Annotated in this window: 12 protein-coding genes; 2 read left to right on the top strand and 10 right to left on the bottom strand. The window is 36.0% G+C overall.

The annotated features are described in order from the left end of the window. Nucleotides 1-7: 7 nt before the first annotated feature. The 7 genes from grpE to gpr all read right to left on the bottom strand — a co-directional run bounded on the left by grpE (nucleotide 8) and on the right by gpr (nucleotide 8,042). Nucleotides 8-580: a nucleotide exchange factor GrpE gene (gene grpE / locus DS745_RS14165; protein WP_129078900.1), complete on the bottom strand. Its 573-nt coding sequence runs from the start codon at nucleotides 578-580 to the stop codon at nucleotides 8-10. Nucleotides 581-711: 131 nt separating this feature from the next. Further along, entirely contained in the window at nucleotides 712-1,749 is a 1,038-nt protein-coding gene (hrcA, locus tag DS745_RS14160; protein ID WP_129078899.1) for a heat-inducible transcriptional repressor HrcA, read from the bottom strand. A gap of 145 nt (nucleotides 1,750-1,894) precedes the next feature. Then, nucleotides 1,895-3,022, bottom strand: coding sequence for a radical SAM family heme chaperone HemW (hemW, locus tag DS745_RS14155; protein ID WP_129078898.1), 1,128 nt, complete (start codon nucleotides 3,020-3,022; stop codon nucleotides 1,895-1,897). Between the two features lie 188 nt (nucleotides 3,023-3,210). Beyond that, nucleotides 3,211-5,037, bottom strand: coding sequence for a translation elongation factor 4 (lepA, locus tag DS745_RS14150; protein ID WP_421721824.1), 1,827 nt, complete (start codon nucleotides 5,035-5,037; stop codon nucleotides 3,211-3,213). Nucleotides 5,038-5,210: 173 nt separating this feature from the next. After that, nucleotides 5,211-5,567, bottom strand: coding sequence for a DUF3679 domain-containing protein (locus DS745_RS14145; RefSeq protein ID WP_129078897.1), 357 nt, complete (start codon nucleotides 5,565-5,567; stop codon nucleotides 5,211-5,213). 21 nt (nucleotides 5,568-5,588) lie between these two features. After that, nucleotides 5,589-6,761, bottom strand: coding sequence for a stage II sporulation protein P (spoIIP, locus tag DS745_RS14140; RefSeq protein WP_129078896.1), 1,173 nt, complete (start codon nucleotides 6,759-6,761; stop codon nucleotides 5,589-5,591). A gap of 162 nt (nucleotides 6,762-6,923) precedes the next feature. Next, nucleotides 6,924-8,042: a GPR endopeptidase gene (gene gpr / locus DS745_RS14135; RefSeq protein ID WP_129078895.1), complete on the bottom strand. Its 1,119-nt coding sequence runs from the start codon at nucleotides 8,040-8,042 to the stop codon at nucleotides 6,924-6,926. A gap of 167 nt (nucleotides 8,043-8,209) precedes the next feature. On the opposite strand from gpr, the gene rpsT reads away from it, so the two are divergent. Next, nucleotides 8,210-8,476: a 30S ribosomal protein S20 gene (rpsT, locus tag DS745_RS14130; RefSeq protein WP_129078894.1), complete on the top strand. Its 267-nt coding sequence runs from the start codon at nucleotides 8,210-8,212 to the stop codon at nucleotides 8,474-8,476. 85 nt (nucleotides 8,477-8,561) lie between these two features. Here the strand turns inward: rpsT and holA are convergent, their stop codons facing one another. Further along, the gene (holA, locus tag DS745_RS14125) at nucleotides 8,562-9,566 is read right to left on the bottom strand and encodes a DNA polymerase III subunit delta (protein WP_241657830.1); all 1,005 of its coding nucleotides are present in this window, start codon (nucleotides 9,564-9,566) and stop codon (nucleotides 8,562-8,564) included. A 412-nt stretch (nucleotides 9,567-9,978) separates the two neighbouring features. On the opposite strand from holA, the gene DS745_RS14120 reads away from it, so the two are divergent. Continuing rightward, complete coding sequence (locus tag DS745_RS14120) at nucleotides 9,979-10,110, top strand: YqzM family protein (protein WP_129078892.1); 132 nt, start codon at nucleotides 9,979-9,981, stop codon at nucleotides 10,108-10,110. A 52-nt stretch (nucleotides 10,111-10,162) separates the two neighbouring features. Here DS745_RS14120 and DS745_RS14115 read toward each other — a convergent pair whose 3' ends face one another. Together DS745_RS14115 and DS745_RS14110 are read right to left on the bottom strand one after the other, a co-directional pair. Continuing rightward, nucleotides 10,163-12,484, bottom strand: coding sequence for a DNA internalization-related competence protein ComEC/Rec2 (locus tag DS745_RS14115; RefSeq protein ID WP_161568271.1), 2,322 nt, complete (start codon nucleotides 12,482-12,484; stop codon nucleotides 10,163-10,165). 37 nt (nucleotides 12,485-12,521) lie between these two features. After that, the gene (locus DS745_RS14110; RefSeq protein WP_129078890.1) at nucleotides 12,522-13,091 is read right to left on the bottom strand and encodes a ComE operon protein 2; all 570 of its coding nucleotides are present in this window, start codon (nucleotides 13,089-13,091) and stop codon (nucleotides 12,522-12,524) included. Nucleotides 13,092-13,337: the final 246 nt, after the last annotated feature.

Genomic DNA, 13,337 nt, shown 5'->3' with positions numbered 1-13,337 from the left:
ACGAATATTATTGACTAACTTTTACCATTGCAGGTCGAATGACACGATCCTTTAATTTATAGCCTTTTTGAAGCTCTTCAACTACCTGATTAGGCTCATGATCTTCACTTTCAACTTGCATGACTGCTTGATGATAGTGAGGGTCAAAATTTTGTCCTACTGACTCAATAACCTCTAGCCCTTCATTTTGAAGTGCATCTGTTAATTGACGATGTACCATTTCCATCCCTTGAAGTAAACTACGTGCATCGTCACTTTCAACTTTTACACCTAAAGCACGATCAAAGTTATCAATCGCAGGAATTAATGCCTCGATAAGTCCCTGTGCACGATATTTAGCAGCAGCTTCCATTTCTTGGCGAGTTCTACGACGAAAATTATCATAATCAGCCTGTACACGTAGTAGCCGGTTATTTAACTCTTCAACTTCACCTTGAAGTGCTTGAATTTTTTGTTCCTCTTCAGATAGCAATACTTGCTCAGTTTCCACTTCATTTGATTGATCAGTAACTGTTTCAACTGCTACATCTTCTTGAACTTCTATTTGTTCATCATTTAGTTGTTGTTTTGCTTGATCCAACTACTTCACCTCCCTAACAAAATAACTACTCTATGAAAAATCGCCTCGATCGACTAGTTACTAGACGATCGAGAGAAATTAGCAAACCTATGGAAGAATATACCTATTTGCACTCTTTGTCAATATTGCCATTACTTATTTCTTTGATACAAATTTGTTAAAGTATTTGTCATCCCTTTAGACAGATAGTCTAAAACTCCTATTGCCCGTTTGTATTCCATACGTGTTGGTCCAAGTATCCCAATTGTCCCTAAGTGTTTTCCGTCTACAGTATACGTAGCAGTAATTACACTACATTGGTCCATTGCTTGGAAATTGTTTTCCTGACCAATTTTTACAGTAATACCTGAGTTTTCGGAGCGAAATAATTGATGTATTAACTGTTTTTCTTCAAACATCTCTAATAGCTGTCTCACTTTTTCTACATCTCGAAATTCTGGTTGAGAAAAAATGTTTGTTTTCCCACCAAAGAAGATCTTTTCATTCTTTTCTTGTTTAAACGATTGCTCTAGCATTTGTAACATCTCTGTATAGTTGCTGGTGTGCATTTTTAACATTTCAGCAACTTCAGAGAATATCTTCCCTCTTAACTCAAGCATTGATGCACCTTTAAGGCGCTCATTTAAGATATTTACCATCATTTCAATTTCAGATACGTTCATTCCCTCAGGAATAGAAACAGTTTGTTTCTCTACATGACCTGTACTTGTGACAATAATGGCAACTCCTGAATCTTGAGTAAGTGGGATAATTTGCAAATGTTTCAACGTCGTTTCAAAGATTTCTGGACCTAAGACAATCGAAGTGTAGCTTGTTAAATTAGACAAGATCTGAGCAGATTGTTCAATCACCTGTTCTACTTCCTGAATCCGTTGGGCAAATAATGATTTAATATCAACAATGTCCGACTTATTCAGAATTTCTTCTGGAACTAGCAAATGATCCACATAATAACGATATCCCTTCTGAGAAGGTATTCTACCTGCAGAACTATGAGGCTTTTCTAAATAACCTAGTTCCTCTAAGTCTGACATCTCATTCCTGATCGTTGCAGGGCTATAAGAGATATCTTCCCGTTTGGATACACTTCTAGATCCAACAGGTTCTGCAGAACGAATGTAATCATCAACAATGGCTTTTAAAATGAGTAACTGTCTGTCTGTTAACATTCCTTAATCACCTCTGTTAGCACTCAAGTTAGTCGAGTGCTAATTGCTAACAATAATAAATTACCAAAAATCTATGATTGTTGTCAACGATTCAAATCAAAGTTTTCATTTGAATTTCAAACTGAGATTGAGTGCGTTGCTACAATTAAAGTAAAAATTTTTCAAAGACTTCATTTGCTAAGAAAAGCCCATTTCTAGATAACGAAATCCTTCCACCTTCAACTGTAAGAAGCCCTTGGAGTCTTAAGTGTTCAATCTCCTTAGCAAATATGTCCATTGGAGACTTTCCGAAGCGCTCTTCAAATCTAGAAATAGAAACTCCTTCAAGTTTTCTCAATCCTAAAAACATTTCTTCTTCAATCTTTTCTTGTTCAGTAACTTGATGTTGATCAAACATACCTAAGCCTGTTTCTGTAACTGAGGTAATGTATTTCTTAATAGGACCAGCATTTGCATACCGCTGGCCGTAAACATAACCATGGGCCCCTGCACCAATTCCATAATATTCATCGTTGTTCCAATAGGTTAAATTATGTTTACTTTCAAAACCTACTTTTCCAAAGTTACTAATTTCATATTGGTGAAAACCATTACTCGTAAGTGTATCTATTAGAAGATCATACATTGCTACTTCCTCATCTTCCCTTGGGAGCTGTAGCTTCCCTTTTCGAAATAATTGATGGAATACAGTCTTTTCTTCTATTTTTAGGGAATAAGCTGAAAAGTGAGGTACCTCTAGTTCTAGCGCTTTTCTTAATGTTTCAGCAAACATTTCAAGTGTCTGATGTGGCAAACCAAACATTAGGTCTATTGATATATTGTCCAATCCATATTTTCTAGCATTATTAATTGTCTCATAAATGTCTTTCTCTTCATGTGTTCTTCCGATCTTCTCGAGTAAGTCCTTTTGAAAAGCTTGTACACCAATACTAAGGCGGTTGACACCTGCATCTTTTATTACCGATAGTTTCTCTTCATCTGCATTTCCTGGATTTAATTCAATCGTAAATTCACCTTTAGGTTGGAAAACATCAACTAGGTCACCTAATAATTTCTCAAGTTGAAGTGCTGACAAAGCAGAAGGTGTTCCACCACCAATATAAATTGTGTCAATTTGTTTAGTAGGAAAACGACGTACTAGTTCGTTCATTTCCCTTTCACAAGCTTCTAAATATTCGTCGACTGGTTGACCTTTTAAAAACACTTTATTGAAATCACAGTAATGGCAAATTTGTTCACAAAAAGGGATATGGACATATACTGCTTTCGGCACTAGGATCACCCTTTCTCTAAATGTAGAATGTAGAATTTAGAATTTAGAATGTAGAATGTAAAATTCTTCGGGTTAGCTTCGAAGCATTGACTAAACATTCTTAATTCTTAATTCATAATTCACAATTGTAATTTAGTTTGCGTAGAAAAACCGTAGAAATCACTCTACGGTTTTTCATTAAAATTGAATTATTTACTTTCATCCATTTTAAGAACTGCCATAAATGCTTCTTGTGGAACCTCAACACTTCCGACACTCTTCATACGTTTTTTACCTTCTTTTTGCTTATCAAGAAGTTTACGCTTACGAGAAATATCTCCACCATAACATTTCGCTAGTACATTTTTACGAATTGCTTTAATCGTCGATCTAGCAATAATTTTTTGACCGATACTCGCTTGAACTGGTACTTCAAACTGTTGACGCGGAATTAGTTCTTTGAGTTTTTCAACAATAACCTTCCCACGTTCGTATGCAGCATCGCGGTGAACGATAACTGACAAAGCATCGACTTTTTCTGCATTTAAAAGGATATCCATTTTAACCAATTTAGATTGCTTATATCCAATTAATTCATAATCGAATGAAGCATAGCCTTTTGTACTTGATTTTAACTGGTCGAAGAAATCGTAGACAATTTCTGATAATGGTATATCGTACGAAAGGGTAACACGGTTTGCATCTAGATATTGCATATCAAGATAATTGCCACGCTTTCTTTGACAAATTTCCATAACTGCACCAACGTAATCATTCGGAACCATGATAGATGCCTTTACATATGGCTCTTCTACAAATTCAATGATTTGAGGATCGGGCATTTTTGAAGGATTGTCAATTCGAATTTCTTCACCATCAGTCAACGTTACTCTGTAAATAACACTTGGTGCTGTTGTGATGATATCAATATTAAATTCTCTTTCAATACGTTCCTGAATGATTTCCATATGAAGGAGTCCTAAGAAACCACAACGGAAGCCAAACCCTAATGCTTGTGAAGTTTCCGGTTCGTATTGTAGCGAAGCATCGTTTAATTCTAATTTTTCAAGCGCATCTCTTAGGTCGTTATAATCATTCGTATCTAATGGATAAAGTCCACAAAATACCATTGGGTTCATTTTGCGATATCCAGCTAATTGTTCTTTTGCAGGATTTTGAACACTTGTTACGGTATCCCCGACTCGTGTATCACCGACATTTTTAATAGATGCCGTTAAAAATCCTACATCTCCAACTGTAAGCTCATTGCGTTTTACAGGTTTTGGAGTATATACTCCTACTTCGATTACTTCAAATTCAGCACCTGTTGCCATCATGCGAATTTTTTGACCTGGTTTTACTGTTCCTTCAACAATACGGATATAAACGACTACACCGCGGTAAGGATCATATAAAGAGTCAAAGATTAGCGCTTGTAAAGGAGCATCTGGATCCCCACTTGGTGCAGGTACTTTATGAACGACTTGTTCAAGAATTTCTTCAATTCCAATTCCGTTCTTGGCAGAAGCTAAAACAGCATCAGACGTGTCTAATCCAATGATATCCTCTACTTCTTGTTTTACTCGTTCAGGCTCAGCACTCGGTAAGTCAATCTTATTAATTACAGGTAAAATCTCTAAATCATTATCAAGTGCTAAGTAAACGTTAGCTAACGTCTGAGCTTCAATTCCTTGTGCAGCGTCTACAATTAAAAGCGCACCTTCACAAGCTGCTAAACTTCTCGAAACTTCATACGTAAAGTCAACGTGTCCTGGGGTGTCAATTAAGTGAAACGTATACTCTTCCCCATCTTTTGCTTTGTACGTCAATTGAACAGCATTTAGTTTGATTGTAATACCACGTTCTCTTTCAAGGTCCATTGCATCTAGCATCTGGTCTTTCATCTCACGTTGGGTCAAAGCACTTGTCTTTTCTAAAATGCGGTCTGCCAACGTTGATTTCCCATGGTCTATATGAGCAATAATTGAAAAATTACGGATTTTATCTCTTCGTTTTAATCGTTCTTCTCTATTCATGATTTCATCACTCTCTTTTATCAATCGTCAATACACTAGGTTAAATTATAACAATAGCAGGAGGTTGTTTCAATCTTTTTCAGTATTGAACGGAGGACAGCTGTAATAACAGATCACAATAACGATAGTCTTGAAATCGAAAAAGACTGCAAATGCAGTCTTTTTCAACTCTTTTACGTCAGGATATCGCCAATCGTTACAGTAATTTTTGATAGTAATTTTGAAAAGACAATATTAAGTCCATCCGAAAGTTTTGCCCCCACCTGTGAAAAAAGATTAAAAGTTTCTATTTTTTCTAATTTTGCTTGTTTACCTTCTAAATCATGACTTGTAAGTTGGTTGTTGCTTTCTGTCTCGAAGGAAACGGTTTGAGCTTGAATACTTCTTTCAGTGGTCACAACATTTTTCGTTGAGTAATGTTGATCACCAGTCATGTTTACCATACTATTACTAGCAACTTGAATTCCGATTAAAACTCCTAGAAATAACACTGTCGTTGTAAAAAAGCATTTTAACAAAAACTTCGTCACCGTTTCCACCTCCAACTTATCTTAATTGTTTACCTTTTGAGCATTCCAATAAAATTCACTAAAGATTTCTGCAAAGGCTTCTGCAGACCTAAATGTTTCCTCTAACGTATTTTCAACTCCACCAAATTCCACTAAGATTGAGTTTGGTGATAGGTCCTGATTGTATCGGCCGTTAGAACCGACGCCACCTTTTGAGATTACCCCACGACTTAACCCAGGATACTTCTTGTCTAACATCTCATGAAGTTCAGTTGCAAGTTGTATATTTTTCTGGAAATTTTTATGGTTCTCTCCTATGATGAAAAATGTCCTCGCATATTCCACACCATTAATAACTACTGTTGTTGCATCTCTCCCAACACCATCACGGTGAAGATCAAAGAAAAATTCTAAATCATCATTTCTACTCATTGCCTCTTTTACAATTTCCCTTGAAGCATCATAGGATTGACCATAAACCCAATTACGTTCACTTAGCAGTGTACCAATGTCGCTCGTATCTACATCGACACCAATGCCACGCTTTTCAAGTTCACGACCTAATCGTTCTCCTACTAGGGTAATATTAACCTCAGAATGGAACGCTTGATTAGGAACTTTTGCATCTTTCAACTCCGGTAAAAATGATTCGCGACTATGGGAATGAATAATATGAACAACTTTCCTTCCGTCTGTCGAAACCTCAGGTGCTGGAAACTCTTCGTTCAGCTTGTCCAGCTTTTCTAGGCTTTCTTGAGAAGCTTCCCGCTCAGCCATCATTACTTCCATTGGTGGTGCGGACTCGATTGGCATATTCGTAAAATCGGTTCCTTCACCAGCTACAATAATTTTTCCATCGAATAAAGCAAACCCAGGTAACTCTCTTCCCAACAAACTCCTGGGGTCATCAGGGTTTAAGCTAGTGGCTAATTCGAAAGCAAGTGACGACACTTTTGGTGGTTCACTACCTTCTGGTAAGACCTGTGTAAAATAAGGGTTTTCAGTACCCATCATATACATTAATGCATCACTTGATACATAAGAACTCCACGCATGAACGGTTGTTGATGATATTCCATAACCAGGTTCAAATGCTGTCAGCATTCCTGTAATAATAAACAAAGCCATAATTCCGACAATGACAAGGATTGCGATCCGCTTAAAACTTGTCCTATTTAACGAAACTGTAAAACCTCGAAACTTTCTAGACGACATTCTATTCCCCCCTCAAGCCTGTCTACATCATGTATATGACAAAACTTAGAGGGGTAGAACCTTTTTTAAAATTATTAATTGTGAATTGTCAATTTGAATTGTTTTGATAAGCTTCGGAGCTAAACCAACAGCTAATTCATAATTCCTAATTGACAATTGGTCTTAGTGAGTGTACATCCCGACATTATCTTGATCTACGTCTCCGTGGAGGGCAGCGTTTAATCCTGCGGCAATTACGTTCGCCATGTCTTCAATGAACACATCAACTTCCTTCGGTGTAACCATTAAATTATGGCCTAATGGGGCAAGCACCTCTCGAATTAATTGGCGTTTTTCATCTTCTTCCAATCCACCAATCATTCCCATAATATTCTTTCGGGTTTCTACCCCAGGTAAATCATCATCGGTAAGTACTCTTTTTTCACCAAATGTCATTCCCGCTGGTGTAAGTAATCTAGAAGGCTTATTTCCCTCACGCATCTCTCGTCCAAAATGCTTTAACACATAGTCGATCGTATCACTTGTAATTGAAACTGCGTCAACAACAGTTGGGATACCTACCGCAATAACTGGAATGCCAAGAGTTTCTTTGCTTAATTCTTTTCGCTTATTTCCAACTCCAGAACCTGGATGGATTCCTGAATCAGAAACCTGAATGGTTGTATTTACCCTCTCAATATTACGAGCTGCAAGAGCATCTATCGCAATGACGAAGTCAGGTTTTGTTTTTTCAATTACCCCATGGATAATATCACTAGTCTCAATACCTGTTATGCCCATTACCCCTGGTGTAATCGCACTAACTGAACGAAATCCATCAGAAACCTGTTCAGGCTGTAGCTCAAAGATGTGTTTCGTTATCAATAAGTTTTCAATGGCAATTGGTCCTAAGGCATCCGGAGTAACATTCCAGTTACCTAAACCTACCACTAAACAACTGGCATCTTTTTTTATTCCTAACTCAATTAAAAAGTGGTTAAATTCTTTCGCAAAAACTCTTTCCACTTTTTCTTGTAATTCTGTATCTTTATTTCTAATTCCTTGAACTTCTAAGGTAAGGTATCTACCTTGTTTCTTACCTAGTCTTTTAGCACCTTCTTCAGTGATTTCAACTGTAGAGATATGTATGCCTTCTTCATCTCTCTCCTTAACAATTACACCACTGATCGGTTGCTTTTGATCCTCTGGCTTTTGATCTTCTCTTTCTCTAACTAATTCATGTGCTTCTAGTGCTAAATCTGTACGGACATTATATTGTTCAAGATTAATTTCTTTTGTCATAAAATCCACCTTCTTTAACTATATTCTACCTTTCATTGTTCCCCGGTTCGTTTCCAGCTATTCTCTATTACATTCCCCTATTGCAATTAGCCTAGAGTTTTGTTACAATGCAATGTGTTGTACTTATATATTCGCAATTACCCGGTTGCATCAAGGAGGTGAAAGGAATGCCAAATATTAAATCAGCTATCAAACGCGTAAAAACAAGTGAAAAGCGTCGTGCACAAAATGCTTCTGCTAAATCTGCACTTCGTACAGCTATCAAAACTTTCGAAGCTAAAGTTGCTAGCAACGAAGTTGAAGGAGCTAAAGAAGCGTTCTTGGTTGCAACCAAAAAGCTTGATAAAGCTGCAACAAAAGGCTTAATTCATAAAAATGCGGCATCTCGTCAAAAATCTCGCCTAGCGAAGAAATTAAACGAGCTTTCTGCATAATCTATATGAAAATGGGAAAAAGGGCTACTGTTGTCAAGCTCCTCTATTGAGGTGCCTGACAACAGTCAGCCCTTTTTTAGTTTCTCTAAACTCCTAAGACTCTAATAATAAATAATTCTAATCCAAGTTGTTTATCAATTTTCCCAGTTTTTATTTTATAATCAGTTTCGGCAATTTCATCTAAAAAAGATAATAATTTTTTCTCATCAAATTGTTTTGCTTGTTGGGTAGCCAATTTTACCACGTATGGATGGAGTTTAAGTGCACCTGCAATATTTTGTTGAGAATAGCCCCGGTTTGTGAGTTCTTTTACTTGATATAAAATACGGAACTGCCTTGCTAGTAAGGCTAATAGTTTTATTGGTTCCTCTTTTTGTTTAATCAAATCATAAAAGACTTGCAGCGCCTGTTGTTTTCTACGATGAATAACATGATCAACTAAAGAAAAGACATCTTGTTCCATTGTTTTAGAAACAAGCTTCTCAACAATTACATCATCTATTACCCCACCATCGCCTACATACAGAGCCAGTTTTTCAATTTCGCCAGCAATCATCACAAGGTTATTGCCAAGCAGTTGAACCAATTGCTCACGGCCGTCTTTAGTTATTTGCACTCCATATTTTTTTACTCTTTCATCCAGCCATTTCTCCATTTCATGATCAGAAAAAGGGGCTGCATCAAGTACTTCTGAATGAGATTTCAGTAATTTCACAATTTTTTTTCGTTCATCTAATTTTTCATATGGGGCAACAATGACAAAGACAGTTTCAGAAATCGGATTTAAAACATAAGCTTCTAGCTCTTTTAAATCATGTTCAACTTTTGACTGATCTTTTCCTGTAAGAAACTGAGCCTCCTTTACAATAACAACCCGATGGCTGCCCATAAAAGGAATCGTTTGCGCTTCTTCAATCGCAACTGAAATAGGTGTTTCCTTTGCTTCGTAAGTAGATAAATTAAAATCGTATTGGTCTTCAGTCAAAACTTTATTAATTAATTTATGTATTGTCTCTTCAATTAAAAACGTTTCTGTACCATAGAATAAATAAAGTGGCGATAAAATTCCTTTTTTTATGTTTTTTTGCACTTGTAAAAAGCTCATTGTTTTTGGTACCCTTTCTTTAAACGATCTACCAATAATTTTATACATACAAACACGGCTAGTACAAGTGAAAAAGAGGAATTAACCGAAAAGTTAATCCCCCCATTTATGATAAACATCATCAAGTAGGACCTAGGATACCCCTTGAGGACGATAATCACGTGCTTTTTTCTCTTGTATTAGTTATCATATCCTATGCAAATTCAATCTATAGGTGACAACATTTCACAGCGTTGTAAACAATTTAAAGTGATATGACCATGTATAATTAGGGCCTTTTTTTCTGCATCCTATTCTACAAACAAAGTTTCTTATGTAAACATGTAGAAAATGTTTCAAATGTAGATTTTTTATCATTTATCGCTTATACTAAAAGTTGTATTAGGAGGGATGTCCAGTGAATCAATTTGAAAAGGAAGTCCAAAGCAACCGTAATGATGCAGTAGATTCTGCAGTTGGTTTCGTTGTATCATTCGGATTTTTCACAACAGTATTTGCTATTGCAGTACTTATTGATTTATTTGTTTAATTTTACTTAGCGGAAGAAGCCCTTAAAGTCTTATCTTTAAGGGCTTCTTCCTTTAGCGAACTTTTTCCTTGATCATCGTTTCAAAATACCCCGTTCCTTGTTTAAACTTATACCGGATTGCACCATTTTGATCCGTTCGAAAAACCTTGATATTTCGTTCATTTAATCGTTCGATCACATCTTTATGAGGATGGCCATAAAGATTATTTTTCCCTAGTGAGATGAGAGCAATCTTTGGATTGACTTGCTCTAATAAATCTTCCGTAGTTGACGTGAAACTTCCATGATGCCCTACTTTTAATACATCTACATCAAGCTGTGGGTAATTTTCCAATAACCTTCTCTCACCCTCAACTTCCAAATCCCCTGGAAACAACCATTTCAGTCCACCAAATTCGGTATACAACACAATTGAACGGTTATTTAAACTTTGCTCTTTTCCAAATGGCGAAAGAATAAAAAACTCACTATTTCCTGTTCTCCAGTAGTCCCCTTGTTTAACAAAAATAATTTTGGTGCCTATCTCACGGAATTTCTCTAACAGTTGTTTTTCATAAATTCCTTCAACAGAACCTATACCATAAAGGATTGTTTCAACCGAAATAACGTCAATTAATGCTTCTGCTCCACCAATATGATCATAATGGCCGTGACTTAAAATTAATTTATCTATTTTCCTTACTCCCTTTGCCTTTAAATAGGGGACTACTACATCTCTACCCACATCAAATTCACGTTCTCGTTTCATAAACTCTGGTTTAAAACCTGTTTGAACAATACCACCTGTATCTATTAGATAAACTGCCTTTCTTCTTGGGAGTTCAATGAGGATACTTTCCCCTTGTCCAACATCCAACATAGTTACTTCCCCCTCCGAAGTTAAATACGGTAGATGCCAATGAAGTAAAAGAACAATGATGAACAAACTGCTACTCTTTAGTAAGCTTGTTGTCGAATTAAATTTTTCCCAACTATAAAATATCCCACCAATTGCAACATAATATAAGGCAACTATATAAAGAGGAGGTTGGCCAAAAAGAAAGGATGAATAAGGTAAAGCCATAATCTTTTCTAACCCATTATGGGCAGTAGCAATAATAAAATCATAAATTACAAGAATGATGTCACTTATGGGCTGAGGAAACAGTATGTGGCAGACAAAAGTTACAAAAGCAAACGGTAACGTAAAAAGGGTTACAAAAGGAATATAGATGAGGTTTAGTGGGATGCTCCAAAATGAGATTTCATAAAAGTGGTATATAATCAGTGGAAACGATACTATTTGGGCTAGTATTGTTACAGCTAATAATTGTAAGATCCAACTAGTATAGCGTTGCAAGATAGTGGTCGCGGATACAAGTAAAGTATAAGAGACTAAAAATGATAGCTGAAAGCCAAGATGAAGTAAGTAGGAAGGATTTATTAAGAGTAGAATTAAACAAACAAAACTGATACCGTCTAAAGGATTAAGCTTCATACGTGCTCTAATACATAAAATCACGACCATTGACATGGCTGATGCTCTTACAACAGAAGGGGCTCCTCCAGCCAAAATAGCATAGATAGGGAGTAAGATAAGCAATAGTTCGATTGTCTTCTCTTTTGTGAAACCAATCCGAAGTAATAAAAAGTAAATTGTTCCACTAACTAGGCCAACATGAAGACCTGACACTGCTAATAAATGGACAATTCCTAACGATTGGTATGCCTGTAAAACCTGATCATTCATCTCATGTCGATCACCAAAGAGTAATGCTATCATAATGCCTTGACTAGCTTCAGGAAAATTGTCTTTTATGTATTGTATTCCTTTTTGCCGATATCTCTGCAGTAAACGAAACGGATTTTGACTAAGTTCCATACAATTCGTTTTTTCAAAACTTGTAGGTGTAAATTGAAAAAAGATATTTCTTGTTGCTAGGTGCTCTTTATAATCAAAACTATAAAAGTTTCTAGGTATTGAAAGTTCCTTATATATACCATTTAGGGAACAATACGTACCGATTTTTAATGTCTTTAAATCATCAAGTTCTTCGGAAGTTTTAGCATGATAATTCACTTGGAAAGTCTGCTTTCTTGGAGTCTTGATCTCAAATGAAATTTTGTTACCATTATACCTTGGAATAGAAGTAATTTGTCCATCAAGAATTTGAGTAGATGGTTGTAAAGGTGGATCTTCGAAGTAGATGGGGTTAGCATAAAATACGACTAAAGTTATTGATGAACATACAAGGAGAACGTAGTTTTCTTTGTTGCGATACAAAAGATATAGAAGGGCTAACAAAAAGCAAATAGAGATGCTATGAAAGCCCTGTATCCGTAATAATATACTACATATCGCTGCTACGACCAAAATATGAATAGTTCCATGCAAGTCAATTGACCTCCTATGTCTATTTAATTTGGAGATACTATTTTGGTGAAGTAAAAAGCGTATTTGCTTCTTCCTTTAATTTCAGTAATTCTTCTTCACTATAACCTGCTTGTCCAAGTTTCATTAGTAACGATGCAGTGAATGCTAATTTTTCAGCAGAATTTGTGTCCAAGATCATCTCCTCTAATTCCACGTATTCAACATGAACTCCTGCACTCTTAAATAACTCAACCGCATAAGGATGGTTTTTATAATCTTTGGCATAATAAACAGTTTTAATCCCAGCCTGGATGATTGCTTTCGTGCAATTTAAACATGGAAAATGAGTCACGTAAATTTCAGCATTAGCAGTCGGCACACCAAATTTAGCACATTGTAATAACGCATTAATTTCTGCGTGTATCGTTCGAATACAATGATTGTTCTCAACGTAACAGTTATCATCAGTACAGTGCTCTCCACCTGAAATAGAGCCGTTATAGCCCCCTGCAATAATCCGCTTATCTCTAACAATCGTTGCCCCTACCATTAATCTCGTGCATGTACTTCTTAAAGCTAACAAATGACTTTGTGCCATAAAATACTGATCCCAAGAAATGCGTGCCATTTGATGTTCCTCCCAAAAATTCAAGTTTGTGTCCCTTTAAGTTTAGACAAAATAAGACTCTCACGTCAATGACCAGAAAAAGAAAATAGAATACAACTTGTGAATAAATCACAAGTTGTATTCATAATTCATAATTCATAATTCATAATTCATAATTCATAATTCATAATTCATAATTCATAATTCATAATTCATAATTCATAATTCATAATTCATAATTCATAATTCATAATTCATAATTCATAA

This window comes from Anaerobacillus alkaliphilus (assembly GCF_004116265.1).
Classification (GTDB): Bacteria; Bacillota; Bacilli; order Bacillales; family Anaerobacillaceae; genus Anaerobacillus; species Anaerobacillus alkaliphilus.
The sequence above is the reverse complement of the archived record's forward strand: the minus strand, read 5'-3'. Positions and strand labels throughout refer to the sequence as shown.

What these genes read in the sequence shown, in the direction of transcription:
- gpr (WP_129078895.1), bottom strand. Translation starts at nt 8,042, where the DNA reads ATGACAAAAGAAATTAATCTTGAACAATATAATGTCCGTACAGATTTA.
- rpsT (WP_129078894.1), top strand. Translation starts at nt 8,210, where the DNA reads ATGCCAAATATTAAATCAGCTATCAAACGCGTAAAAACAAGTGAAAAG.
- hrcA (WP_129078899.1), bottom strand. Translation starts at nt 1,749, where the DNA reads ATGTTAACAGACAGACAGTTACTCATTTTAAAAGCCATTGTTGATGAT.
- lepA (WP_421721824.1), bottom strand. Translation starts at nt 5,037, where the DNA reads ATGAATAGAGAAGAACGATTAAAACGAAGAGATAAAATCCGTAATTTT.
- spoIIP (WP_129078896.1), bottom strand. Translation starts at nt 6,761, where the DNA reads ATGTCGTCTAGAAAGTTTCGAGGTTTTACAGTTTCGTTAAATAGGACA.
- DS745_RS14110 (WP_129078890.1), bottom strand. Translation starts at nt 13,091, where the DNA reads ATGGCACGCATTTCTTGGGATCAGTATTTTATGGCACAAAGTCATTTG.